Genomic DNA, 24,300 nt, shown 5'->3' with positions numbered 1-24,300 from the left:
CCCCTCCATCCTAAGCGGACGCTCAGCGGCGTCGGCCGTGGGGAAGCCGCTGGTCAGCAGGGGGCGTGGCGCGGGGGACGGCCGGCTACCCCTGACAATGGTGCGGACAGTGCTCACGTTCAGCAGAAAGCGAAACCTCACCATGGACCTCGGCGTGCGCTGGAAGCTGCACGGGGACGGGAAGGTACCCGCCCCCGGAGCGGTGGTCCGCCCCGACGAACGGCTCTCGTGGCCCCGCACGGCCGGGCTCGGCGCCCAGCACGTGGTGGCCATGTTCGGGGCGTCCTTCGTGGCTCCGGTCCTGATGGGCCTGGACCCCAACCTCGCGATCATGATGTCGGGCGTGGCGACCGTCATCTTCCTGCTCGCCACCCGCGGCCGGGTGCCGAGCTACCTCGGCTGCTCGCTCTCCTTCGTCGGCGTCGCCGCCGTGATCCGGGCGCAGGGCGGCACCAGTGCCACGGTCACCGGCGCGGTGCTCGTGGTCGGCGCCGCGCTGTTCCTGGTGGGTCTCGCGGTGCAGCGGTTCGGGGCGCGGATCATCCACGCCGCGATGCCGCCGATCGTCACCGGCGCGGTGGTCATGCTGATCGGCTTCAACCTGGCGCCGGTCACCGCCTCCACCTACTGGCCGCAGGACCAGTGGACGGCCCTGCTGGTGATGCTGTTCACCGGTCTGGCCGTGGTCTGCCTGCGCGGCTTCTGGTCCCGGATCGCGATCTTCCTGGGGCTGGTCTTCGGCTACGCGCTGTCCTGGGCCCTGGACCGGATCTTCGGGAAGATCCACTCGGTGGACGGCAGCGGCAAGGTCACCGACCACTGGCGGCTGGACTTCTCGGCCGTGGGGCACGCCGACTGGATCGGGCTGCCGTCCTTCCACGGGCCGAGCTTCGAGTGGTCGGCGATCCTGGTCGCCCTGCCCGTCGTCATCGCGCTGATCGCGGAGAACGCCGGGCACGTCAAGGCGGTCGGCGAGATGACCGGCGACTCCCTCGACGACAAGCTGGGCACGGCGATCTCCGCGGACGGCGTCGGCTCGATGCTGTCCACCGCGGTCGGCGGCCCGCCCAACACCACGTACTCCGAGAACATCGGCGTGATGGCCGCGACCCGGGTCTACTCGACGGCCGCCTACTGGGCCGCCGCCGGTTTCGCCCTGCTGTTCGGCATCTGCCCCAAGTTCGGCGCGGTCGTCGCCGCGATCCCCGGCGGCGTGCTCGGCGGCATCACGGTCATCCTGTACGGCATGATCGGCCTGCTCGGCGCGCAGATCTGGATCAACGCCAAGGTGGACCTGCGCAACCCGCTGAACCTGGTGCCGGCCGCCGCGGGCATCATCATCGGCGTCGGCAACGTCACCATGAAGTTCACCGACACCTTCTCCCTCAGCGGCATCGCGCTGGGCACCCTGGTCGTCATCACCGGCTACCACGCGCTGCGCGCCTTCGCCCCGGCCCACCTCAAGACGCAGCAGCCGCTGCTGGACGAGGGGACGTCGTCGTACGACGAGGAGACGGACGAGGAGAGGGACGAGAAGACGGACCGGAAGACCGGCGACGGCGGTTCTCAGCGCGCCAAGTCGTAGGCGTACGACGGGGTGAACGTGCCCGGCGACCCCTTGCAGCCGTCCGACTCCCCCGGCAGCTTCACCCACAGGTAGGCGTCGATGCGCCCCATGCCGGTGCTCAGGGTCGGCGCGCGGCCCAGCTTGCGGCCGTCGGGGTCGCACCACTCGCCGTCGGGCGGGGCGCCGTTGCCGTTGCGGCTGGTGTCGATGACGGCGCCCAGGCTCGCCGGGCCTCCGAGGGCGTCGAGGACCGCGCGGTCGTGGGCGACCTCGTCGGCGGTGGTGTGGAAGTTGGAGACGTTGCTGAAGACGCCGTCCGAGGACTCGGCGGAGGCGGCGCCGGCCTGCTTCAGCCACCCCGCCTGCTTGGCGGGCGTGTGCCAGCCGGAGTGGCCCGCGTCGAAGTAGACGCGCGCCTTCGGATCGGCGTCCTTCATGACGCGGCCGGCCCGGGCCAGGGAGGCGAAGCGGTCGGCCCGTTCACCGGCGGACAGGCACTCGGCCTGGGCCACCGAGTCGGGCTCCAGGACGACGATGACCTCGCCGGATCCCAGCCCCGCGGCGAACCGGTCGATCCAGTCGTCGTAGGCGTCGAGGTCCGGTGCCCCGCCCTCCGAGTACCCGCCGCAGTCGCGGCCGGGTATCACGTACGGCACGACCACCGGCACCCGGCCCTGGGCGGCTCCGCCCGAGGTCACCGCGCGGACCCGGGAGGTGATGTTCTCCGGCGAGAAGTCGGCGAACCACACGGCGGCCGGGTGGTCGGCTATGCGGGACTCGATGACGTCCTGGCGCGGGTCGTCGGGATGGGCCCGGATCCACTCGAGGACCTGGGAGTCGGGGTGCCGGTAGAGCCCGGCGGAGGCCGCGGTGGTGCGGGGTTTGTTCCGTTCGGTCTTCCTCGGCGAGGGGCTGGGGCTCGCCTTCTTCGACGGGGAGGGCGAGGCGGAGACCGAGGGCGAGGGCGACGCCGAGGCGGACGGGGTCGGCGCGACGGGCAGCGGGTCCAGCCGCGGCGACCGTGTCACCTGCGGCCGTGCCTCGTCCGCGCCGCGGTCGTCGTCGCCGAGCGCGGTCAGCATGCCGGTCGCGGTACCGACCGCGACGACGACGGACGCCGCCGCGACCATCGCGCTGCGGCGGGCGGCACGCCTGCGCTCGGTCCTGCGAGCGGCCAGGCGCCGGGCACGAAGGCCTGACACGTACGGTTCCCCCTCCCCCGCACGGCGGGTGCGTTCCCCCGTTCTGGGGAAGCGTCGGGCCCGCCGGCACTCCCGCCACCCTAAAGCTGCGACCCTGCCGCCATGGCGCACTGTGAGCAAGTCCCGACGGCCGCCCGGACGGTGGACACCGTCCTGTCCCGGATGCGCGCCCTCGACGCCACGCTGCCCGCGCGGGACGGGGTGGCCGTCTTCAACGGCGTCTACCTGGCCGTCACGGAGGCCGTCGACCGGCACATCGACCATGGTCTGTTCCCGGACGTCCGGGCCGCGATCGCGCTGGACGTGCGGTTCGCGGAGCGCTATCTGGCCGCCGTCGACGCCCTGGAGAGCGGGCGCCGGCCGCCCGCGAGCTGGCGGCCCCTGTTCCAGTTCCGCCGCCATCCCGGCGTACGCCCGCTGCAGTTCGCGCTGGCGGGCATCAACGCGCACATCGGGCACGACCTCGCGCTGGCCTTGGTGGACACCTGTCGTACGCTCGGCTGCGAACCCGTCGACCTGGAGGACGAGTTCGACCGGGTGGGCGATCTCCTCGTGTCGCTGGAGGAGCGCATCCGCGACGAGCTGATGCCGGGTCCCGACCTCCTCCAGATCGCCGACCCGCTGACCCATCTGCTCGGCTCCTGGAGCCTGGAGCGCGCCCGCGACGCCACCTGGGCCACGGCCCGGGCACTGTGGGCGCTGCGCCGGATGCCCGACGTGGCCGGGGAGTTCACCGAGCGGCTGGACGCGGCGGTGGGCTTCGCGGGACGCATGCTGCTCACCCCGCTGCCGGACTGACCCAGGTCGGCACTCCCGGTGCGCAACCCCGTAACTCCCGTGCGTGCGCGGTACGTTGGCCCCTCGGGCAACATCGCACCCCGACTGCGAAGGAGCACCCAGGAATGACGACCCGGCTCGGACTCGGCCTCCCCCAGATGCGTCAGTACGACATCGGCAAGGACGTCCCCGACGTGGCGCGCGCGGCGGAACGGATGGGCTACGAGAGCCTGTGGGTCTTCGAACGGGCCCTGTTCCCCGAGCCCGCCACCCAGGGGCTGTACGGCGTCGAGGGCCTGCCCTGGCCCGACACGTACCGGAGCGTGGCCGAGCCGCTGGTCGCCCTGACGCTCGCCGCCGCGGCCACCGAGCGGGCGCGGCTGGGCACCAGCGTGCTGGTCGCGCCGCTGCACGTGCCGTTCCAGCTGGCCAAGTCGCTGGCCACGCTGGACGCGGCGAGCGGCGGCCGGGTGGTCGCGGGGTTCGGCACCGGCTGGTCCCCCGACGAGTACGCGGCGGCGGCCGTAAGGCCGTTCGCCGAGCGCGGCGCCGCCCTGGACGAGCTGATCGAGGTGTGCCGGGCGGTGTGGGGCCCGGACCCGGTGGTGTACGACGGGCACGTCACGAAGATCGCGTCCGCCGTGGTCGGCCCCAAGCCCGCCCGGCCGATCCCGATCATGCTGGCGGCGGGCAGCGGCCGGGCCCGGCGCCGGCTGGTCGACCACGCCGACGGCTGGCTGCCGAACGGCGTGGGCGCCGAGGCCGTGGCCGAGCAGTGGCGCCTGCTGCGCGACCTCGCCGAGGAACGCGGGCGTACGGAGCCGATCCGGACGGTTCTGCGCGTCAACGCCCGCTACCGGGCGGCCGGCCAGGACGGCGGCGACCGCCGTCCCTTCCACGGCAGCGTCGACCAGATCGTCGAGGACCTGGCCGCCCACGCGGAGATCGGGCTCGACGAGATCCTCCTCGACCTCCAGGCCCCCCTGCGGGACGCCGAGGAACTCAAGGACGTCGCCGCCGAGGTGTACGAGAAGGCCAGGGCCGCCGGGATCTAGTCCTCGGGGAGCTCGACCGGGGCGATCTCGTCGTAGACGTCGCCCGGGCCGGGGTTGGTCGGGTCGGTCTCCCCGCCGAAGTGGTGCATGACGCCCCAGACCGCGTTCAGCGCGGTCTGGACGGCGCCCTCGGCCCAGCCGGCCGTCCAGGAGATGTCGTCGCCGGCCAGGAAGATGCCCCGCTTGTCCTCGGGCAGCCCCTCCTGCATGAAGTGCGTGAACAGGCGCCGCTGGTAGCGGTAGTGACCCGGCAGGTTGGCCTTGAAGGCGCCCATGAAGTAGGGCTCGTTCTCCCAGGAGACCGTCACCGGGTTGCCGATGATGTGCTTCCGGATGTCGACCTTCGGGTAGATCTCGCCGAGCGACTTCAGCATGACCTCCATCCGCTCGTTCGCGGACAGCGGCAGCCACTTCAGGCTGTCGTCGCACCAGGTGTAGGAGAGGCAGATGACGGCGGGCTTGTCCGGGCCGTCGTCGAGCAGGTAGGTGCCGCGGGTCATGCGGTCGGTGAGCGTCATCGACATGACGTCCCGGCCGGTCTCCTCGTCCTTGTCCAGCCAGAAGGGCCGGTCCACGGGCACGAACAGCTTGGAGCTCTCCATGTAGTGGGTGCGCTCGATGGCGGTCCAGTGGTCGATCGGGAAGAGCGAGTCGTCGCAGGCGATCTTGGAGAGCAGCATCCAGGACTGGGCGGTGAAGATGGCCGCCCGATAGGTGCGGATGTCGCCGTCGGCGTCGGTCACGGTGATCCGGTTGCCGGCGGTGCGCGTCAGCCGGGTCACGGCCGGGCGCGGCTCGCCGTCCACGTGCAGGGACTTCAGCGAGGTGCCGTAGGGCCAGTGGACGATCTTCTCCGGCTCGCGCTCCCACAGGCGCAGCGGCAGCTGCTGGGAGCCGCCGACGATGCCGCGGTGGTGGTCGTCGGCCTCGGTGTAGACGACGCGGAGGATCTCCAGGATGGAGTTCGGGAAGTCGGTGTCCCAGCCGCCGGTGCCGAAGCCGACCTGGCCGAAGATCTCGCGGTGCCGGAAGGACTTGAAGGCCTCGGAGTCGCAGAGGAAGCCGTAGAAGGTCTGGTTGTCGAGCTTCTCGACCAGCTTGGCCCAGATCTCGCGGATGCGCGGCACGTCGCGCTCGCGCAGGGCGCGGTTCATGTCGGAGAAGTCGGCGCCCTCCTCCAGGCACCGGGCCCAGGCGTCGGCGACGTCCCGGTAGACCTGCGGCAGGTCGTCGAGCGTCTCGGCGTAGTGCGACTCGCCCTTGAGGTCGACGACGGTCGAGGGCGTCGCCTCGGCGAGGGGGTTGGGGAACGAGCGGGTCTCGAGCCCCACCAGGTCGATGTAGTGCTGGAGGGCGGTGGAGGACGGCGGGAAGCGCATCGCGCCCATCTCGGCGGTCAGCGACGGGTCGCAGCCGTCGAAGCCGACGGTCCGCAGCCGGCCGCCGATCCGGTCGGCCTCGTAGACGACGGGCTTGAGGCCCATCTTCATCAGCTCGTAGGCGGCGACGATGCCGGACAGGCCACCGCCGATGACGGCGACCTCGCTGCCGTGCTCGGTCGCGGGTATCTGGCCGAGGCCCGCCGGGTGGGCGAGGAAGTCGTCGTACGCGTACGGGAAGTCCGGCCCGAACATGGTGATCGGCGGCTGCTGCTCGTCTGCGTGCTCGATCGCGTTGGGCACCGTGGACGTCATGGGGTACGGACTCCTTGCACAGGTGGAACGGGGGTGGCGGTGGGGGTTCAGACGAGGGACCCGTAGAGGCCGGGGCGGCGGTCCTTCAGATACGGGTTGGCCTCGCGTGAGGCGGCGAGGAAGGCCGGGTCGGCGTCGGCGACGGCCAGTTCCTCGGTGCGCCCGGCCCGGGCGCGGGCGGTGCCGTCGGGGCCGGCGAGCACGGACAGCCCGACGAACTCGAACTCGCCCTCCCGGCCGACCCGGTTGACGTACGCCACGTACATCTGGTTCTCGAAGGCCCGCACGGGCACGACCGACTCGGCGACGAACTGGAACGGGTGCATCTGCGCGGTCGGCACGAGCAGCAGGTCGGTGCCGGCCAGGGCGTGGGCGCGCACGTTCTCCGGGAACTCGACGTCGTAGCAGATCATCAGGCCGACGGTCATGCCGTTCAGCTGGGCCTGCACGACGGGCTGCTCACCGGGGACGAAGTGATCGTGCTCGAAGCAGCCGAAGAGGTGGGTCTTGCGGTAGTTGGCGAGGCGGGTGCCGTCGGCGGAGATCAGCTGGACGGAGTTGAAGACGCCCTCACCGGCCCGCTCGGGGTAGCCGTACGCGACGGCGAGGCCGTGACGCGTGGCGGTCTCCGCGATCGCGTCGGCGGCCTCGCCGTCGGCGGCCTCGGCGAGGCGGCCGATGCCGTCGCCGATCGCGTATCCGGTCAGGAACAGCTCGGAGGTGACGAGCAGCCCGGCACCCGCGGCGGCGGCGCGGCCGGCGGCCTCGTCGAGGACCTTGAGGTTCTCGACGGTGGAGCCGGGTCGGCCGGAGCTCTGGAGCAGGGCGGTGCGCATGCGTGTTCCTCACCGGTGGGAGGGGGTCGGGGGGCCAGATAGACGGTACGGTCGGCGGGCTCGGCCGGACAAGAAGGAGCCGTTGCGCGCCGGTGAGCGGATCGTTGCGTCCGCCGGGCAGGTGGCGGCGATTCGTTGCGCACCTCGTTCGTCGTCCCGCCCGGGCGCGGCCGGGCCCCGCTCGGCGGCATGCCGACCACCGGTGACTCGGCCTTCGGGCACGGAGTCGTCCCCTCCCGGGGGCGCTCAGGGGCGCGGCCCCTCTCAGCCGACCCGGTCCGGCCGGCAGGCCTTGGAGCGGGCGCCCGCCAGCACCACCGCCGTCAGCAGATACGGCACCGCGAAGACGGCGAACGCGGTGCCGTGCCCCGTCTGCGTCCCGGCCACCGCGTACGCCCCGTACACCGCGACCGTGGCCAGCTCGGTGCCGAGCCCGGCCACGGAGGTCAGGGTCGCCCGGCCGGAGGCGCCGATGCGTCGCTGGAGGCGGGCGTCGGCGAGCACGCTCGCCAGCTGGAAGCCGCCGAAGGCGACGGCGACCAGCGCCAGCCCCGGCGGCGTGCCCGCGCCGGCGCCCACGGCCAGGGCGAGCGCGGCACCGGCGAGCAGCCCGCCGAACCCGGCGTCGCCGAGCCGTTCGGCGGGCCCGGCCAGCAGGCCTCCGGCCGTGGCACCGGCCCAGATCAGCAGGAGCAGCCACGGCACGGTGGTCTCGGCCACGCCGCTGTCGCGCACCAGCAGCGGGGTGTACTCGTCGAGGGCGCCCCACACGGCCCCCACCGCCGGCACGAGCAGCAGCGCGCCGCGCACGGACCGGTCGGCGCGGGCCTCGGCGAGCCCGGACCGCAGGGTCGAGGCCCACCCGTCGCCGCCCGTCACCGGCGTACGGTGCTCGGGGAACCGGGTCGCCAGGGCCGCCGCCAGCAGGCAGACCAGGATGCTCGCCGCCCCCACGGCCGGGTAGCCGCCGTGGGCGAACACCGGCCCGGCCAGGCCCATCGCGGCCATCACGGCCACCAGCCCGGCCGAGCGTGCCCGGCCCATGACACGGGCGTACCGGTCGGCGGCGCCGAGCCGGTCCAGTTCGTCGTGGACCAGCGCCTCCAGCGCGCCGGACCCGAGCGCTCCCCCGGCGCCCCACAGGACGAAACCGAGCGCGAACGCGCCGTAGGACGGGACGAGCACCCACAGGGCGAAGCCGGCGGCGGTGAGCAGCGGGCCGAGCCACAGCAGCAGCCGCCGGGAGACGGCGTCGGCCCAGGCGCCGGAGGGCACCTCCAGCAGGACGCCGGTGACCGACCACAGGGCGAAGAGTGAGGAGATCTGCCAGACGGACAGACCGGCGTCGCTGAAGAGCAGCGCGTACACCGGGTAGAGCAGGACGAAGTCGTCGAGGAACGCGTAGCCGTACAGCGTGGCCGTCAGCCGCCGGTAGCCGGCGGGCGGCACACGTGTGGGTGCGTGGGTCATGAGGCCTTCCCGAGGGAGCGGATCGGACACCGGAGGTACGGCGTCCGAGGCGGTCCTCGGGGGCGGGCACGGCTGGTGGATCAATGTCGCCAGGTCATGGCACCGATGGTAGACGGGACGGCGCCCCGGGCCCAGCGCTTATGCGGGAGACCCCGACGAGAAGCGCCGCAGCAGCGGCGAGAGCACCAGCACGGACTTGGTGCGTTCCACGAACGGCTCCCCGGCGATCCGCTCCAGGACCCGTTCGAAGTGCCGCATGTCGGCGGCGAAGACCTGGGCGATCGCGTCCGCGTCCCCGGTGACGGTGGACGCGGCCACGACCTCCTGGTAGCGCTCCAGTCCCCGCTGGATGGTCTCCGGCGAGGTGTTGCGGCGGCAGTAGATCTCGACGAACCCCTCGGTCTCCCAGCCGAGCGCGGCGGGGTCGACCCGCACGGTGAAGCCGGTGATGGCTCCGGTGGCGCGCAGCCTGTCCACGCGCCGTTTCACGGCGGGCGCGGACAGGCCGACCGACTGCCCGATGTCCGCGTAGGAGCGGCGGGCGTCCTCGGCGAGGGCGTGCACGATGCGTTCGTCGAGATCGTTCAGCACTGCGGGTCGTTCACTTCACTTCTGGTGCGCCCGGACCTCGGACGTGTCCGGCGTGGCGAGTCGGGAACGGCGATGGCCGTACACGAAGTAGAACACGAGCCCGGCGGCCATCCAGACACCGAAGACCACCCAGGTGATGGTGGACAGGCTGCCCATCATCCAGACGCAGAAGGCGAAGCCCAGGGCCGGCAGGACCGGGGACAGCGGCACCCGGAAGGTGCGGGGCATGTCCGGGCGGGACCGGCGCAGCACCACGACGGCCACGTTGACCAGGGCGAAGGCGAACAGGGTGCCGATGCTGGTGGCGTCGGCGAGCTGTCCGAGCGGCACGGCGGCGGCCAGGACACCGCAGAACAGGGAGACGATCAGCGTGTTGGCGCGGGGCGCGCCGGTCTTCGGGTGGACCTTGGAGAACACCTTGGGCACCAGGCCGTCGCGGGACATGGCGAACAGGACGCGGGTCTGGCCGTAGAGGACGGTCAGCACGACGCTGGCGATGGCGACGACCGCGCAGAAGGCCAGGAGGGTGCCCCAGAAGCTCTGCCCGGTCACGTCGGTCATGATCTGGGCGAGGGCGGCCTCGGAGTCGGTGAAGCCCTTCCACGGCTTGGCGCCGACGGCGACGGCGGCGACGAGGACGTACAGCACGGTGACGATGACGAGCGAGAGCATGATCGCGCGGGGCAGGTCGCGCTGGGCGTTCTTCGCCTCCTCACCGGCGGTGGAGGCGGCGTCGAAGCCGATGTACGAGAAGAAGAGCGTCGCGCCGGCCGCGCTGACGCCGGCCATGCCGAGCGGCATGAAGTTCTCGTAGTTGCCGGAGCGGAAGCCCTGGACGCCGACGGCGCAGAACAGCACCAGCGCGGCGATCTTGACGACGACCATGACCGTGTTGGCGCGGGCGGACTCTCGAGCGCCGCCCAGCAGGAACGTCATCGCGAGGAGCACCACGATCAGCGCGGGCAGGTTGAAGATCCCGCCGTCGCCGGGTGGCGCCGACAGGGCGTCCGGGATGGTGACGCCGATGGTGCCGTCGAGGAGCTCGTTCAGGTACTCGCCCCAGCCGACGGCGACGGCGGCGACGGAGACGCCGTACTCCAGGACCAGACACCAGCCGCAGATCCAGGCGACCAGCTCGCCCATGGTCGCGTAGGCGTACGAGTACGAGGAGCCGGCGACCGGGATGGTGCCGGCCAGCTCGGCGTAGGACAGGGCCGAGAAGAGTGCCGTCAGACCGGCGATGACGAAGGAGAGGGTGACCGCGGGTCCGGCCTTGGGGACGGCCTCGCCGAGGACGACGAAGATGCCGGTGCCGAGGGTGGCGCCGATACTGATCATCGTGAGCTGCCACAGGCCGAGGGAGCGGCGCAGGCTGCCGCCCTCGCCCTGGCCGCCCTCGGCGACCAGCCGTTCCACGGGCTTGCGGCGCATGAGGCGCGCGGCCAGCCCCGGGGACGCGGGGGCGGCCGATGTGTCGTGGTGCGGGGGTGCGCCTTGGTCGAGCACGCGTTGACTCCTTTGTCGCTGCCGGTCGCGCCGCCCGGTGTCGAGCGGGCTCTCTCGCGGCGGGCTTCTGGAGCGGCGGGGACCGGCGGCGTCCCTCGCGGAAGCGGGAACCCACCGAGCGGGGTCCTCGCCACGCCACGTACAGCGAAGAACCCTACGAGCGTCACGTTCCCCGGGTAATGCAGCAACCTTGCGCGTCTCCGCACGATCGTTGCGTTCGTCGCGGCAAGGCGTGTGTTCGTTGCGCGGGGGCTGTCGAGCGTTGCACAGGGCCGGTGTCCGGGCGCGGACCGCAGGTGGATCCGGCCTGGTCAGCGCCCGTCCGGAGCGCCCGCGACGGCCCGTGCCTCGGCGGCGCCCGCCGGGTCGAAGCCGATCTCGCCGGGCCGGTCCGGGCGGCCTCCTGGGCGTCGATCCAGCGCAGGTGCGCCGCCCGCACGGCCTCCTTGCCGGTGCCCGGCGCGGCCCCGATCCGCGACCAGGAGGCACCGGCCTCACGGGCGGCGCGGACGGTGAGCCGGCGGCCAGCAGGCGACCTTGCGGACCACCGACTCGCTCAGGGCGTGCGTACGCCGGGAATGACGAACGGCCTCCGCTCCTCCCCGGCGTCGGGCAGAGCGGAGGCCGTACGGAACGGCCGCGCGGGGTCAGCTCCAGCTGGCGTGCAGCGGCTTGCCCTCGGCGTAACCGGCGGCGCTCTGGATGCCGACGATGGCCTTCTCGGCGAATTCCTCCAGGGAGGCGGCACCGGCGTAGGTGCAGGAGGAGCGGACGCCCGCGATGATCGAGTCGATCAGGTCCTCGACGCCCGGACGGGTCGGGTCGAGGAACATGCGGGAGGTGGAGATGCCCTCCTCGAACAGCGCCTTGCGGGCCCGGTCGTACGCCGACTCCTCCGAGGTGCGGTTGCGCACGGCACGCGCGGAGGCCATGCCGAACGACTCCTTGTAGGGGCGGCCGTTGGCGTCGTGCTGGAGGTCGCCCGGGGACTCGTAGGTCCCGGCGAACCAGGAGCCGACCATCACGTTGGACGCGCCGGCCGCGAGGGCCATGGCCACGTCGCGCGGGTGGCGGATGCCGCCGTCGGCCCACACGTGCTTGCCGTACTTCTTCGCCTCGGCGGCGCACTCCAGGACGGCGGAGAACTGCGGCCGGCCGACGCCGGTCATCATGCGGGTGGTGCACATGGCGCCGGGGCCGACACCGACCTTGATGATGTCCGCGCCCGCCTCGATCAGGTCGCGCACGCCCTCGGCGGAGACGATGTTGCCGGCCACGATCGGCACCCGCGGGTCGAGGTCGCGCACCAGCTTGACGGCGCTGATCATCGACTCCTGGTGGCCGTGCGCGGTGTCGATGACGAGGGTGTCCACGCCCGCGGCGAGGAGCTGCTCGGCCTTGCCCGCCACGTCGCCGTTGATGCCGACGGCGGCGGCGATGCGGAGCCGGCCCTGCGCGTCGGTGGCCGGGGTGTACAGCGTGGCGCGCAGGGCGCCCTTGCGGGTGAGGATGCCGGCCAGGCGGCCGTCCTTGTCGACGGCGGGCGCGTAGCGACGGTTGGCGGCGTCGAGGGTGTTGAAGGCCTCGCGCGGGTCCGTGTCCGCGTCGATCAGGATCAGGTCCTTGGACATGACCTCTTCGAGCTGGGTGAAGCGGTCCACGCCGGTCAGGTCGGTGTCGGTGACCACGCCGAGGGGCCTGTTGTCCTCGTCGACGACCACACCGGCGTTGTGCGCGCGCTTGGGCAGCAGGGAGAGCGCGTCGGCGACGGTCTGGTGCGGGGCCAGCACGATCGGGGTGTCCAGGACGAGGTGGCGGCTCTTCACCCAGGTGACGACGTCGGTGACGACCTCGATCGGGATGTCCTGCGGGATGACCACGAGGCCGCCGCGACGGGCCACCGTCTCGGCCATGCGGCGCCCGGCGATGGCGGTCATGTTGGCGACGACCAGCGGGATGGTGGTGCCCGTGCCGTCCGGGGAGTTGAGGTCCACGCCCTGCCGGGAGCCGACGGCGGACCGGCTCGGCACCATGAAGACGTCGTCGTACGTCAGGTCGTACGAGGGCTGGATGTCATTGAGGAAACGCACGTGCTGCACATCCCAGTCGATCAGAGGTGGCCCCCGGACAGGTCAGCCAGGGGGAAAGAGCACGTACTTCATTGTCCCATGACCGGTGCCGGATTATCCCCGGGCAGATCATCCAGGCTGGTCAGCGGCCCCCTTGGAGGATTCTCCAGGTCCCAGGGTCACGAAGAGCCCCGGGCCGCGGTCGGTGGCCTCGGCGAAGACCTCCTCGGCGACGGCCCACTCGTCCGGCCGCGCCTCGGCGTACCCGCGCCAGCCCCGCACGAGGAGCAGCACGCCCCGCTCCGCCGCCTCCCCGGGCCAGACGGACGGGTCGGCCAGGGAGTCGGCGAGCGCGTCCCAGTTGCGGCCGAACCAGTCGGGCAGGTCCAGGGCACGGGCGCAGCGGTCCATGAGGCCCGCCTTGTCCGTGACCCCGTCGAGGTCCAGCGTGACCACGAGCCGGCCCGCGGGGTCCTCCCTCATGCCTGTGACCTCTCTCTGACTGTCCGTCAGACCCCGTCGGGGTCCGAGCGGTTGAGCGTCGGCTTCGGCGTCGTGCCCGCCGTCATCAGGTAGTCCGCGGCCGAGGTGTCCGTCACCAGGCTGGTGACCAGTCCTGACCGCAGTACCGCGTCGATGGCCGCCGCCTTGCGCTGCCCGCCCGCGATCGCGACGACCTCGGGGATACGGCGGAGCTGGTCGGCTTTGACCGTGATGCACCGCTCCCCCAGGTCCCGGCCGACCCGGCGCCCCTCGGCGTCGAAGAGGTGCGCGGACATCTCGGCGGCGACACCGAGGGAGGCGTAGTGCGCGCGCTCCTCGTCGCTGAGCATGTCGTGCACCGTCGAGATGCCCGGCTCCCAGGAGCCGATGGAGACGCAGGCGACGGTGACCTTGTCGAAGTACTCGAAGGCCCGGGCGATGCCGGTCTGGTGGCGCAGCGCCGTCGCGGTCGCCGCGTCCGGCAGCAGCATCGGTGCGTAGATGGGGTGGGCGTCGCCGCCCGACACCTGGGCGGCACGGCGGACGGCCTCGACCGAGCCGCGCTCGGCGGTCCCGGCGTCGTACACGCCCGTCAGCTGCACGACTGTGCACGGCGGCAGCCGGTCGAGCGCGGCCGCCATGTGGATCGTGGAGCGGCCCCAGGCGAGGCCGAGGACGTCGCCCTCGTTGACCAGCTCGCCGAGCAGGTCGGCGGCCACCTCGCCCAGGTTCTCCGGGTCGGGTGTCTCCTCGGCCTCGGCCGGGGACTCCACCACGACGGCGTGCCTGAGGCCGTAGCGGGCCCGCAGGGCGTCCGAGCGCTCCGCGTCCAACTCGGCCGGCACCCGGATCTCGATGCGTACTAGGTCCCGCTCGAGGGCGGTCTCGAGGACCCGGGCCACCTTGAAGCGGCTGACGCCGAACTCCTCCGCGATCTGGATCTTGGATTTGCCCTCGAGGTAGAAGCGGCGGGCCATGGCCGCCGCCTGGACCAGCTCAGCGGGTCCCATCCGCATGGCTGAACGGCCCGCCGACATACCCGACACGGCGATCTCCTCACTGCTGTTCACACTCTGGATTCGCCGTTCATCCTCGCAGATTCGGCGCACTTGATCAGCCCTGATGGGAGCCGTTCACGTTCTGTTCCTCAGTGGTCGCACGCCCAGGACGCCTTGGCGGTCGCCGCCTCGGCCTGGTTGCGCAATGCACGTACCGCCTCGGCCGGGTCGGACGCCCCGTACACGGCGGAACCCGCGACGAAGACGTCGGCGCCGGCGTCGGCGCACTGCTCGATCGTGGACGCCGAGACACCGCCGTCGACCTGCAGCCACAGCTCCAGACCGTGCTTCTTGATCAGCTCACGGGTGCGGCGGATCTTCGGAAGCATGATGTCGAGGAACGCCTGCCCGCCGAAGCCGGGCTCAACCGTCATGATCAGCAGCATGTCGAGCTCGGGCAGCAGGTCCTCGTACGGCTCGATCGGCGTCGCGGGCCGCAGCGCCATGGAGGCGCGGGCGCCCTTGGCCCGGATCTCGCGGGCGAGCCGGACCGGCGCGGAGGCCGCCTCCACGTGGAAGGTGACGGAACCGGCGCCGGCCTCCACGTACTGGGGCGCCCAGCGGTCGGGGGCGTCGATCATGAGGTGGCAGTCCAGCGGGGTGTCCGTCGCGCGGGCCAGGGACTCCACGACCGGCACGCCGAGCGTGAGGTTGGGGACGAAATGGTTGTCCATGACGTCGACGTGGAGCCAGTCGGCTCCCTCGACCGCCTTGGCCTCGTCCGCGAGGCGGGCGAAGTCGGCGGACAGGATGCTGGGGTTGATCTGCGCGGCCATGCCCCCAAGCCTGCCATGCCCTCCGGGGGTGGGGGGCATCGGTACCGGGGGGATGCGGTGGTTCTTCGGGCGCGGGCCGGTGGGGGTTGGTCGCGCGGGTCCCCCGCGCCCCTTCCGGGCGGGGCGTCCCGGACGTCGGAATGCGGTGGCCGGCGTTGCCCCCGTGGTCGCGGTCGTGCGTTGGCCGCGGGCCGGTGGGGGCTGGTCGCGCCGTTCCCCGCGCCCCTTCCGGGTGGGACGTCCCGGACGTCGGTATGCGGTGGCCGGCGTTGGCCCCGTGGGCGCGGTCGTGCGTTGGCCGCGGGCCGGTGGGGGCTGGTCGCGCCGTTCCCCGCGCCCCTTCCGGGTGGGACGTCCCGGACGTCGGAATGCGGTGGCCGGCGTTGGCCCCGTGGGCGCGGGGCGGGGGCCGGTCGCGCCGTTGCCCGCGGGCCTTCGGGGTGCGCTATGCGGTGCGGCGGAGCAAGGTCAGGTACATCGCGTCCGTGCCGTGGAGGTGGGGCCACAGCTGGATGTCGGGGCCGTCACCCAGGTGCGGGACGCCGGGGAGGAGGGGGCGGGCGTCGAGGAGCTCGGTGTCGGGGTGGTGCTTGAGCACGTCGGCGACGACCGCGCGGGTCTCGGCGAGGTGGGGCGAGCAGGTCGCGTAGCCGACGACGCCGCCGACCCGTACGGCCTCCAGCGCGCTGCGCAGCAGCCCGCGCTGGAGCGGGGCGAACCCGTCCAGGTCCTCGGGACGGCGCCGCCAGCGCGCCTCGGGGCGGCGGCGCAGGGCGCCGAGGCCGGTGCACGGCACGTCGACCAGGACGCGGTCGAAGCTCCCGGGCCGCCACGGCGGGCGCGTCCCGTCGGCGGCGATCACCTGGTACGGACCCGGGTTGCCGTCCAGCGCCTTCGCGACGAGCCCCGCGCGGTGCGGCTGCTTCTCGGAGGCGAGCAGGAAAGCGCCCCGCTCCGCCGCCAGGGCGCCCAGCAGCGCCGCCTTGCCGCCGGGCCCCGCGCAGCCGTCGAGCCAGCGCCGGTCGGGCCCGTCCAGGGGCGCGTTGGCCAGAGCGATCGCGACGAGCTGGCTGCCCTCGTCCTGCACGCCCGCCCGGTTCTCCCGCACGGCGTCGACCGCGCCGGGCTCGCCGCCTTCGCTCAGCCGTACCGCGTACGGCGACCAGCGCCCCGGTACGGCCGCCTCCTCCTCGAGCAGTTCCCCGGTCGTCGCCCGTCCGGGCCGGGCGACCAGCGTGACCTCGGGCCGCTCGTTGTCGGCGGCCAGCAGCTCCTCGATGCCGGCCCGGCCCCCGCCCAGCGAGTCCCACAGCGCGGAGACGACCCAGCGCGGGTGCGAGTGCACGACGGCGAGGTGGTCCTCGGGGTCCTCGTCGTAGGGCGGCGCGACGCGTTCCAGCCAGCCGTCGAGATCGTCCTGCGCGACCTTGCGGAGCACGGCGTTGACGAACTTGGCGCGCCCGTCGCCCAGCACCACACGGGCCAGTTCGACCGAGGCGGACACGGCCGCGTGGGTCGGGATCCGCGTCCCGAGCAGCTGGTGCGCGCCCAGGCTGAGCACGTCCAGTACCGGCGGGTCGACCTCCCGCAGCGGCCGGTCGACACATGCGGCGATGACCGCGTCGTACGTCCCCTGCCGGCGCAGCGTCCCGTACACCAGCTCGGTCGCGAGCGCGGCGTCCCGGGCGTCGAACTTCTCGTCGTTCTCCCGCGCCCTGCGCAGCAGTGGCGGCAGGACGAGGTTGGCGTACGCGTCCCGCTCGTCCACGGCCCTGAGCGCCTCGAAGGCGAGGATGCGGACGGGGTCCTTCTGGGGCCTGCGGTACGGCTTGCCGGACTTGCGGGGACGACGAGGCTGCTCGCTCACGAAAAAGGTGCTCCGGGTGTGGGGTGACGTGCGCTCACCAGCGTACGTCGGGCCGGTGAACGGTGGTGACGAGGTCAGGCGCCGAGCAGTTCGCCCTCGGCGATCCGCACCCCGCGCGCCCAGTCCGCGGCCCGCATCGGCTTCTTGCCCTGCGCCTGCACCCACAGCAGCTCGACGGCGTACGAGCCGGTGCCGACGTACACGTTGTTCTTGCCGGCCGCGAGCTGCCCGGGGGCGAGGTCGGTCCGGTCGGGCACGGGCAGCGCCTGCACCAGCTTGAGCCGCTCGCCGCGGAACGTGGTCCAGGCGCCGGGCGCCGGGGTGCAGCCGCGCACCACCCGGTCGACGCGCAGCGCCGGTGCCGCCCAGTCGATCCGGGCGTCCTCGACGGTGATCTTCGGTGCGAGGGTGACGCCCTCGGCGGGCTGCGGTACGGCCTTCAGGCTGCCGTCCTCGATGCCGTCCATGGTGGCGGCGAGCAGGCCGGCGCCGGCGAAGGCGAGCCGGGTCAGCAGGTCGCCGCTGGTGTCGGTGGGGCGGATGGTCTCGGTGACCGTGCCGTAGACGGGCCCGGAATCGAGGCCCTCCTCGATGAGGAAGGTGGACGCCCCGGTGATCTCGTCGCCCGCCATCAGCGCGTGCTGCACGGGCGCGGCCCCCCGCCAGGCGGGCAGCAGCGAGAAGTGCAGGTTGACCCAGCCCTGGGCGGGCACGTCCAGGGCCACGCGGGGCAGGAGGGCGCCGTAGGCGACCACGGGGCAGCAGTCGGGCGCGATCTCGCGCAGTCGCTCCAGGAACTCCGGGTCGCGGGGCTTCGCGGGCTTGAGCACCTCGATCCCGGCCTCCTCCGCACGCTCGGCCACGGGCGAGGCGACCAGCCGGCGCCCACGCCCGGCCGGTGCGTCGGGCCGCGTGACGACGGCGGCCACCTCGTGACGCCCGGAGGCGATCAGGGCGTCCAGGGCGGGAACGGCGACCTCGGGGGTACCGGCGAAGACCAGCTTCATGGGTGGGACGGGCCTCTCGGGCGGGACGACGGTGAGCGACGCACCAGTCTACGAGCCCGAAGCCGACGGGCGGCCGCCGACGGCGATCAGCCCACCTGGGGAAAGTTCAGCCTCTTGACCGACCGGAAACGGGTGGTGCGCGGATGGGAGGGAAAAGCCGACGGCCGAAGCCGAGGCGCACATCCGCCCGGAGAGGGGCGCACATCCAGACTCACACGCCCCCACCCCGTGACCAGCGGAGCGCCCACGCGTTGGTCAAGGAAGAGTTGACCACACAGGGCCGCCCGTGCGGCTCGATTCCTTTCAACGCCGGTTCGAGAGGCTTGTTCATGGCCGACCACGCAACCCACGACGCCCAGGCTCGGGCCAGCCTGCACTTGCTGGTGCGGGACATCGAGCGGGTCCGCCGGCAGGTGGACGCACTGCGCACCCTCACCGCCCAGTTGGGCAACGTCTACCGACCGCGCCGTTCCGGCCCGTCCACGGGCTTCGTCGTCTACGGACGCGCGCCCGCACCGACGGTGCGTCTCGCCCAGGAACTGCGGGACAGTGTCGAGACCCTGGTCACGGCCGCCGTGGACTTCGACCGCTCGCTCGGCTTCTCGTGGGACGCGGTCGGCTCCGCGCTCGGCGTCACCAAGCAGGCGGTGCACCGGCGCTACGGCTCCCGCCGCGCCGCGGCCCAGGCCGCGGCCACCGAGGCCCCCGAGCACACACCGGAGCCGACGGGCACCCGCCCGGTCAACGTGGGCACCGGCATCCCGGCCGTGCCCACAGTCCCCGCGGCCCGCTCCATGCCGACCCAGCCGACGGCGGGCAGCCCGTCCCTGCGCGACGAGGTCAGGCCGACGGCCTTCCCCGGCCCACGCAACGGCTGACCCGCACCCCCGCCCTCCCGCCACGCTCCGGGAGGGCGGCCCGCCCCCGAGCCACCACTCCTCACACGGCCTCGTGCGGACACCTCGCCCGCGCCCTCACCCGATGTCGGGCGGATCGATCCGCACCCACACCGCAGCGTCGCTCCCGCGTGCCATCCGTGCCGCCTGTGCGGCCTTCAGCGCCGCGGCCAGCGCCGCCCCGCTCCCCGGCGGCACCCGGACCAGCGCCCGCTCCCACTGCTCCCCCGGCGGCGGCCCGCCCACCCGGCGCGGGCGCCCCGGCGCCGTGACGGGGAGCGGCACGGGCCCCAGGATCTCCGCCTCGCGCGGCAGCTCCACCGCGTCGAGGAAGCCGGCCACCGCCTCCGCGGGACCCGCCACGGACGCCATCCGCGACACCGGCGGAAAGCCCAGCTCGGCACGCTCGGCCAGCTCACGCACCGCATGCCCGACGGGGTCCCAGCGCACCAGCGCCTGCACCGGCCGCAGGGTCGGCTCGGCGACCACCACCACGGTCCCGCCGGCCGGCTGTGGACGCACCAGCGCGGCGGCCGCGAGCCAGCGCCGCAGCGCGTCCTCACCGGCGCGCAGGTCGGGCCGCCCGAGCATGGCCCAGCCGTCGAGCAGCAGCGCCGCCGCGTAGCCGCCCTCGGCGACGGGTTCGGCGCCGGGGGTGCTCACGACCAGGGCCGGCGTCCCCGGCACCGTGTCCAGCACGTGCTCGCGCCCCGAGGTGCGCACCGGCACCGCGGGGAAGGCACGCCCCAGCTCCTCGGCGGTGCGGCGCGCCCCCACGATCTGCGCGCGCAGCCGGAAGGCCCCGCACTCCGGGCAGTGCCAGGCGCCCTCCTCGCGCCCGCACCACCCGCACCGCAGCGCCGCCCCGGATTCCTGCCCCTCCAGGGGCCCGGAGCAGTGCCGGCACCGCGCGGGCGTACGGCAGGCGGCACACGCCATCCGCGGCACGTATCCACGCCGGGGCACCTGCACGAGCACCGGGCCCTGACGCAGCCCGTCCCTGACGACCTGCCAGGCGAGGGTGGGCAGCCGCGCGGCCCGGGCGGCCTCGTCGCGGGCCAGGTCCCCGTCCCCCACGGTCCGTACCAGCGGAGCGCCGGCCCTCACCTGCTCCCGTGCGGCGACCAGCGGCCGGGCCCAGCCGGTCTCGACGAGCTGGGCGGCCTCCACGGTGCAGTTCCAGCCGCCCAGCAGGAAGGCGCACCTGTCCTGGGCCGCGCGCAGCAGCAGCACCTCGCGCGCGTGCGGCTGCGGGGCGTGCGGCTCGCTGTGACTGTCGTCGCCGTCGTCCCACAGGGCGACCAGCCCGAGGTCCCGCACCGGCGCGAACATGGCGGCCCGGGTCCCGATGACGGCCCGGACGGCCCCCCGGCGCACCGCGAGCCACTGCGCGTACCGCTTCTCGGGCCCGGCGTCGGCGGTGAGCACCGCGTGCCGTCCCTCGCCGAGCAGGGCGGTCAGCGCGGCGTCGGCCCGGGCGACCGCCCGCCCGTCCGGGAGGACGACCAGCGCGCCCCGCCCGGAGGCCAGCGTCGCCGCCACGGCCCGGGCCAGCTCATCGCTCCACCCGGGGCCGGGCAACGCGTTCCACACGGCCCGCGGCGAGCCGCCCGACGCGAGGGACGCGACGAACGCGGCCCCCTGCTCGTACCGCGCCCAGGATCCCGGCTCGGGCACCGGTGGCGGGGGCAGCGGGTCGGGCGAGGGCCGCTTCTCGGCGCGTGCGTTGCGCGGCGGTACGGCGAGCTGCAGCACGTCGGCGAGGCTGCCGGCGTAGCGGTCGGCGACGGCCCGCGCGAGACCGAGCAGCTCCTCGTCCAGCACGCGCTCGGGCGAGACGACCTGGGCCAGCGCGGCCAGCGGCCCCGAATAGTCGGACTCCGCGAGCCGCTCCACCAGAAAACCGTCGATGAGGCCGCCGCCCTCGCGCCGCCCGTCCCGCACCCGGTGCCGTCCGGCCCCGAACCGCACCCGCACCCGCACGCCCGGCTGGGCCTCGGCGTCGAGTTCCTCCGGGACGGCGTAGTCGAAGTACCGGTCGAGGTGGAGCACGCCCTTGTCGACCAGCACCCGGGCGACGGGCAGCTCCTTGGCGAGCGCGGCCCCGCGCCAGGTCCGCGGCTTGGCCCGCGGCGTCTTCGCCTTGCGCACGCTCTCCCGGATGAGCGCGAGCTGCTCGGGTGGCGCGTCGTCCGCGCCCCCGCCCGCCGGTTCGTTCTCGCTGCTCACGCCTGCATTCTTACCAAAGACCACTGACAACCGACGGCGCCCGGTTCGCACCGTCCCGCATCGGCTCCGGACGCGCCGAGGCCCGGCGCCCCCAGAGGGACGCCGGGCCTCGCGACGTGCCGTCGGTACGGGCCGCTGTTACAGGCCCGCCGCCTTGCGCAGGGCGTCGACGCGGTCGGTGCGCTCCCAGGTGAAGTCGGGGAGCTCACGGCCGAAGTGGCCGTACGCCGCGGTCTGGGCGTAGATCGGGCGGAGCAGGTCGAGGTCGCGGATGATCGCGGCCGGGCGGAGGTCGAAGACCTCGTCGATCGCCTTCTCGATCTTCTCCGTGTCGACCTTGGCGGTGCCGAAGGTCTCCACGAACAGGCCGACGGGCTCGGCCTTGCCGATCGCGTAGGCCACCTGGACCTCGCAGCGGGAGGCGAGGCCCGCCGCGACGACGTTCTTGGCGACCCAGCGCATCGCGTACGCGGCGGAGCGGTCGACCTTGGACGGGTCCTTGCCGGAGAAGGCGCCGCCGCCGTGGCGGGCCATGCCGCCGTAGGTGTCGATGATGATCTTGCGGCCGGTCAGGCCGGCGTCGCCCATCGGGCCGCCGATCTCGAAACGGCCGGTCGGGTTCACCAGGAGCCGGTAGTTCTCCGTGTCGAGCTTGATGCCGTCGTCGAGGAGCGCCTTGAGCTCCGGCTCGACGACGAACTCCTTGATGTCGGGAGCGAGCAGCGACTCCAGGTCGATGTCGCTCGCGTGCTGCGAGGAGACGACCACCGTGTCCAGACGGACGGCCTTGTCACCGTCGTACTCGATGGTGACCTGCGTCTTGCCGTCGGGGCGCAGGTAGGGGATCGTGCCGTTCTTGCGGACCTCGGACAGGCGCTTGGACAGGCGGTGCGCGAGGAAGACCGGCAGCGGCATGAGGGTCGGCGTCTCGTCCGAGGCGTAGCCGAACATCAGCCCCTGGTCGCCCGCACCCTGCCGGTCCAGCTCGTCCTCGTCGCCCTCGACCCGGGACTCGTACGCCGTGTCGACGCCCTGCGCGATGTCCGGGGACTGCGCGCCGATCGACACGGACACGCCGCAGGAGGCGCCGTCGAAGCCCTTCTTGGAGGAGTCGTAGCCGATCTCCAGGATCTTGCCGCGGACCAGCGTGGCGATGTCCGCGTAGGCCTTGGTCGTGACCTCGCCGGCCACGTGCACCAGGCCGGTGGTGATCAGCGTTTCGACGGCGACCCGGGAGGTCGGGTCCTCGCGCAGAAGCGCGTCGAGAATGGTGTCGCTGATCTGGTCAGCGATCTTGTCGGGGTGGCCCTCGGTCACGGACTCCGAGGTGAACAGGCGACGGGACACAACGCTCCCTGGGGTTGCAGCGGCTGCTGGCTGATCATTGGTGGACGGCACGGGGAGCTGCACCCGGCGACGTCCGAGAACAGTTTATCGGTCGCGCTCGGCCGCGGACTCACCCGTCTCAGCTCTCGGAAGGGCTGTGACCTGCGGCACGGGCATTCTGCACAATGCGAAGGGCCATTGGCCAGGCTCGCCACGCCCGAATGCGCGGGGTCCACGAGCTCTGGGGAACGAATGGGGCATTCAGGTGAGCCGTTCCGCCACGAGGTCCCACACCGTTTCGGCCAGGGCCTCCTTCGGGCCGTGCGCCACCGGCGTCTCGCTGCCGTCGGCGCCGAGGACCACGGCCTCGTTCTCCTCGGACCCGAAGGTCTTGCGTTCCCCCACCTCGTTCACCACGAGGAGGTCGCAGCCCTTGCGCTTCAGCTTGGCCCGGCCGTTGGCGAGGACGTCGTCCGTCTCGGCGGCGAAGCCGACGACCACCTGCCCGGGGCGCGCCCGGTCGGCGGAGATCTCCGCGAGGATGTCCGGATTACGCACCAGCGTGACCGGTTCCGGCTCCTGGCCGTCCTTCTTCTTGATCTTTCCGGCGGCGTAGACCGCCGGCCGGAAGTCCGCTACCGCGGCGGCCATGACGACGGCGTCGGCGTCCGCCGCCGCGGTGAGCACTGCCTCGCGCAGCTCCACGGCGGTGCCCACCGGGACGACGTCCACGCCGGCCGGGTCCGGCAGCGCCGCGTTCGCCGCGATCAGCGTGACACGGGCGCCCCGGGCGGCGGCAGTACGGGCGAGGGCGTAGCCCTGCTTGCCGGAGGAGCGGTTACCGAGGAAGCGGACGGGGTCGAGGGGCTCGCGGGTGCCGCCGGCGCTGACGACGACGTGTCGTCCGGCCAGGTCCGGCTCCCGCACGCCGCGGGCGAGCACCCGGCGGCAGACCTCGAAGATCTCGCCCGGGTCGGGCAGCCGGCCCTTGCCGGTGTCGACGCCGGTGAGGCGGCCGACGGCCGGTTCGATCACGACGGCGCCGCGGCGGCGCAGCGTCGCCACGTTCTCCTGGGTGGCCGGGTGCTCCCACATCTCCGTGTGCATGGCGGGTGCGAAGACCACCGGGCAGCGGGCCGTGAGCAGGGTGTTGGTGAGGAGGTCGTCGGCGAGGCCGTGGGCGGCCTTGGCGAGCATGTCGGCGGTGGCCGGGGCGACGACGACGAGGTCGGCGTGCTGGCCGATGCGCACGTGTGGGACCTGGTGCACGTCGTCCCACACCTCGGTGGAGACGGGGTTGCCGGAGAGGGCGGACCAGGTGGCGGCTCCCACGAAGTGCAGCGCGGAGGCGGTGGGGACGACGCGCACGTCGTGTCCCGACTCCGTGAACCTGCGGAGCAGCTCACAGGCCTTGTAGGCGGCGATTCCGCCGCTGACCCCCAGAACGACCTTGGGCTTGTCCACCATCTCTCCCGGACCTCGGAATGCGTATGCCCCCATCACACACCACAGGCCCGGCAGTCGGACTGCCGGGCCTGTGGAAAAGTCAGCTTCAGGCTGAAAATACTACTGCTGGTACTACTGCGCCGGGCCCTCGATGGCCTCGGAGGTCAGCAGACCCGCGTTGATCTCGCGCAGGGCGATCGAGAGCGGCTTCTCGTGGACGTGGGTGTCGACGAGAGGACCGACGTACTCGAGGAGACCCTCGCCGAGCTGCGAGTAGTACGCGTTGATCTGGCGGGCCCGCTTGGCCGCGTAGATCACGAGGCTGTACTTCGAGTCCGTGGCCTCGAGAAGCTCGTCGATCGGCGGGTTGATGATGCCCTCGGGCGCGGAGATGGAAGAGGACACGCTCTACCTTCCGATGGATGGGAAAGATTCAGTCGGACTG

Annotated in this window: 20 protein-coding genes; 4 read left to right on the top strand and 16 right to left on the bottom strand. The window is 73.1% G+C overall.

The window, feature by feature from the left end; translation table 11 throughout:
• Positions 1-142: 142 nt before the first annotated feature.
• On the top strand, positions 143-1,585 hold the full coding sequence (locus tag IEZ05_RS15475; protein WP_189230743.1) for a uracil-xanthine permease family protein: 1,443 nt from the start codon (positions 143-145) through the stop codon (positions 1,583-1,585).
• Here IEZ05_RS15475 and IEZ05_RS15470 read toward each other — a convergent pair.
• The gene (locus tag IEZ05_RS15470) at positions 1,567-2,697 is read right to left on the bottom strand and encodes a glycoside hydrolase family 6 protein (protein ID WP_189230742.1); all 1,131 of its coding nucleotides are present in this window, start codon (positions 2,695-2,697) and stop codon (positions 1,567-1,569) included. The genes IEZ05_RS15475 and IEZ05_RS15470 overlap by 19 nt on opposite strands.
• A 174-nt stretch (positions 2,698-2,871) precedes the next feature.
• Here IEZ05_RS15470 and IEZ05_RS15465 point away from each other — a divergent pair, with 174 nt between their 5' ends.
• Entirely contained in the window at positions 2,872-3,567 is a 696-nt protein-coding gene (locus IEZ05_RS15465) for a DUF5995 family protein (RefSeq protein ID WP_189230666.1), read from the top strand.
• Positions 3,568-3,671: 104 nt separating this feature from the next.
• Entirely contained in the window at positions 3,672-4,601 is a 930-nt protein-coding gene (locus tag IEZ05_RS15460; protein ID WP_189230665.1) for an LLM class F420-dependent oxidoreductase, read from the top strand.
• Here IEZ05_RS15460 and IEZ05_RS15455 read toward each other — a convergent pair.
• From IEZ05_RS15455 to fmt, 11 genes are all read right to left on the bottom strand, one after another.
• Positions 4,598-6,295 (bottom strand): flavin monoamine oxidase family protein, encoded by a 1,698-nt coding sequence (locus tag IEZ05_RS15455; protein ID WP_189230664.1) that lies wholly within the window; start codon positions 6,293-6,295, stop codon positions 4,598-4,600. The two genes, IEZ05_RS15460 and IEZ05_RS15455, sit on opposite strands and share 4 nt — an antisense overlap.
• Before the next feature lie 47 nt (positions 6,296-6,342).
• Positions 6,343-7,131 (bottom strand): carbon-nitrogen hydrolase family protein, encoded by a 789-nt coding sequence (locus tag IEZ05_RS15450; protein WP_189230663.1) that lies wholly within the window; start codon positions 7,129-7,131, stop codon positions 6,343-6,345.
• Positions 7,132-7,395: 264 nt separating this feature from the next.
• Positions 7,396-8,601: an MFS transporter gene (locus IEZ05_RS15445; protein WP_189230662.1), complete on the bottom strand. Its 1,206-nt coding sequence runs from the start codon at positions 8,599-8,601 to the stop codon at positions 7,396-7,398.
• Positions 8,602-8,739: 138 nt separating this feature from the next.
• On the bottom strand, positions 8,740-9,192 hold the full coding sequence (locus tag IEZ05_RS15440) for an Lrp/AsnC family transcriptional regulator (protein ID WP_189230661.1): 453 nt from the start codon (positions 9,190-9,192) through the stop codon (positions 8,740-8,742).
• A 15-nt stretch (positions 9,193-9,207) separates the two neighbouring features.
• A complete protein-coding gene (locus IEZ05_RS15435) occupies positions 9,208-10,698 on the bottom strand; it encodes an amino acid permease (RefSeq protein ID WP_189230660.1) in 1,491 nt (496 codons plus the stop codon).
• A 647-nt stretch (positions 10,699-11,345) separates the two neighbouring features.
• Positions 11,346-12,788, bottom strand: coding sequence for a GuaB1 family IMP dehydrogenase-related protein (locus IEZ05_RS15430; RefSeq protein WP_189230659.1), 1,443 nt, complete (start codon positions 12,786-12,788; stop codon positions 11,346-11,348).
• Between the two features lie 108 nt (positions 12,789-12,896).
• Positions 12,897-13,250: a barstar family protein gene (locus IEZ05_RS15425; protein ID WP_189230658.1), complete on the bottom strand. Its 354-nt coding sequence runs from the start codon at positions 13,248-13,250 to the stop codon at positions 12,897-12,899.
• 26 nt (positions 13,251-13,276) lie between these two features.
• The gene (locus tag IEZ05_RS15420; RefSeq protein WP_189230657.1) at positions 13,277-14,320 is read right to left on the bottom strand and encodes a sugar-binding transcriptional regulator; all 1,044 of its coding nucleotides are present in this window, start codon (positions 14,318-14,320) and stop codon (positions 13,277-13,279) included.
• Positions 14,321-14,397: 77 nt separating this feature from the next.
• Positions 14,398-15,084: a ribulose-phosphate 3-epimerase gene (rpe, locus tag IEZ05_RS15415; RefSeq protein WP_189230656.1), complete on the bottom strand. Its 687-nt coding sequence runs from the start codon at positions 15,082-15,084 to the stop codon at positions 14,398-14,400.
• A gap of 445 nt (positions 15,085-15,529) precedes the next feature.
• Positions 15,530-16,951: an RsmB/NOP family class I SAM-dependent RNA methyltransferase gene (locus tag IEZ05_RS15410; protein WP_189230655.1), complete on the bottom strand. Its 1,422-nt coding sequence runs from the start codon at positions 16,949-16,951 to the stop codon at positions 15,530-15,532.
• 74 nt (positions 16,952-17,025) lie between these two features.
• Positions 17,026-17,958, bottom strand: coding sequence for a methionyl-tRNA formyltransferase (gene fmt / locus IEZ05_RS15405; RefSeq protein ID WP_189230654.1), 933 nt, complete (start codon positions 17,956-17,958; stop codon positions 17,026-17,028).
• A 329-nt stretch (positions 17,959-18,287) separates the two neighbouring features.
• Here fmt and IEZ05_RS15400 point away from each other — a divergent pair, with 329 nt between their 5' ends.
• Positions 18,288-18,836, top strand: a complete 549-nt coding sequence (locus IEZ05_RS15400; protein WP_189230653.1) for a hypothetical protein — start codon at positions 18,288-18,290, stop codon at positions 18,834-18,836.
• Positions 18,837-18,932: 96 nt separating this feature from the next.
• On the opposite strand, the gene IEZ05_RS15395 is transcribed toward IEZ05_RS15400, so the two are convergent.
• The 4 genes from IEZ05_RS15395 to rpoZ all read right to left on the bottom strand — a co-directional run bounded on the left by IEZ05_RS15395 (position 18,933) and on the right by rpoZ (position 24,260).
• Positions 18,933-21,083 carry a primosomal protein N' gene (locus IEZ05_RS15395; protein ID WP_189230652.1) on the bottom strand — a complete coding sequence of 717 codons (2,151 nt, stop codon included), beginning with the start codon at positions 21,081-21,083 and terminating at the stop codon, positions 18,933-18,935.
• 138 nt (positions 21,084-21,221) lie between these two features.
• Positions 21,222-22,430 carry a methionine adenosyltransferase gene (gene metK, locus IEZ05_RS15390; RefSeq protein ID WP_189230651.1) on the bottom strand — a complete coding sequence of 403 codons (1,209 nt, stop codon included), beginning with the start codon at positions 22,428-22,430 and terminating at the stop codon, positions 21,222-21,224.
• 240 nt (positions 22,431-22,670) lie between these two features.
• A complete protein-coding gene (gene coaBC, locus IEZ05_RS15385) occupies positions 22,671-23,873 on the bottom strand; it encodes a bifunctional phosphopantothenoylcysteine decarboxylase/phosphopantothenate--cysteine ligase CoaBC (RefSeq protein WP_189230741.1) in 1,203 nt (400 codons plus the stop codon).
• A gap of 114 nt (positions 23,874-23,987) precedes the next feature.
• Positions 23,988-24,260, bottom strand: coding sequence for a DNA-directed RNA polymerase subunit omega (rpoZ, locus tag IEZ05_RS15380; protein WP_003977348.1), 273 nt, complete (start codon positions 24,258-24,260; stop codon positions 23,988-23,990).
• Positions 24,261-24,300 lie beyond the last annotated feature (40 nt).

Origin of the sequence: Streptomyces flaveolus (genome assembly GCF_014648815.1) — a bacterium.
In the GTDB taxonomy this organism is placed as follows: Bacteria; Actinomycetota; Actinomycetes; order Streptomycetales; family Streptomycetaceae; genus Streptomyces; species Streptomyces flaveolus.
This window is presented reverse-complemented; position numbering and strand designations above follow the sequence as displayed.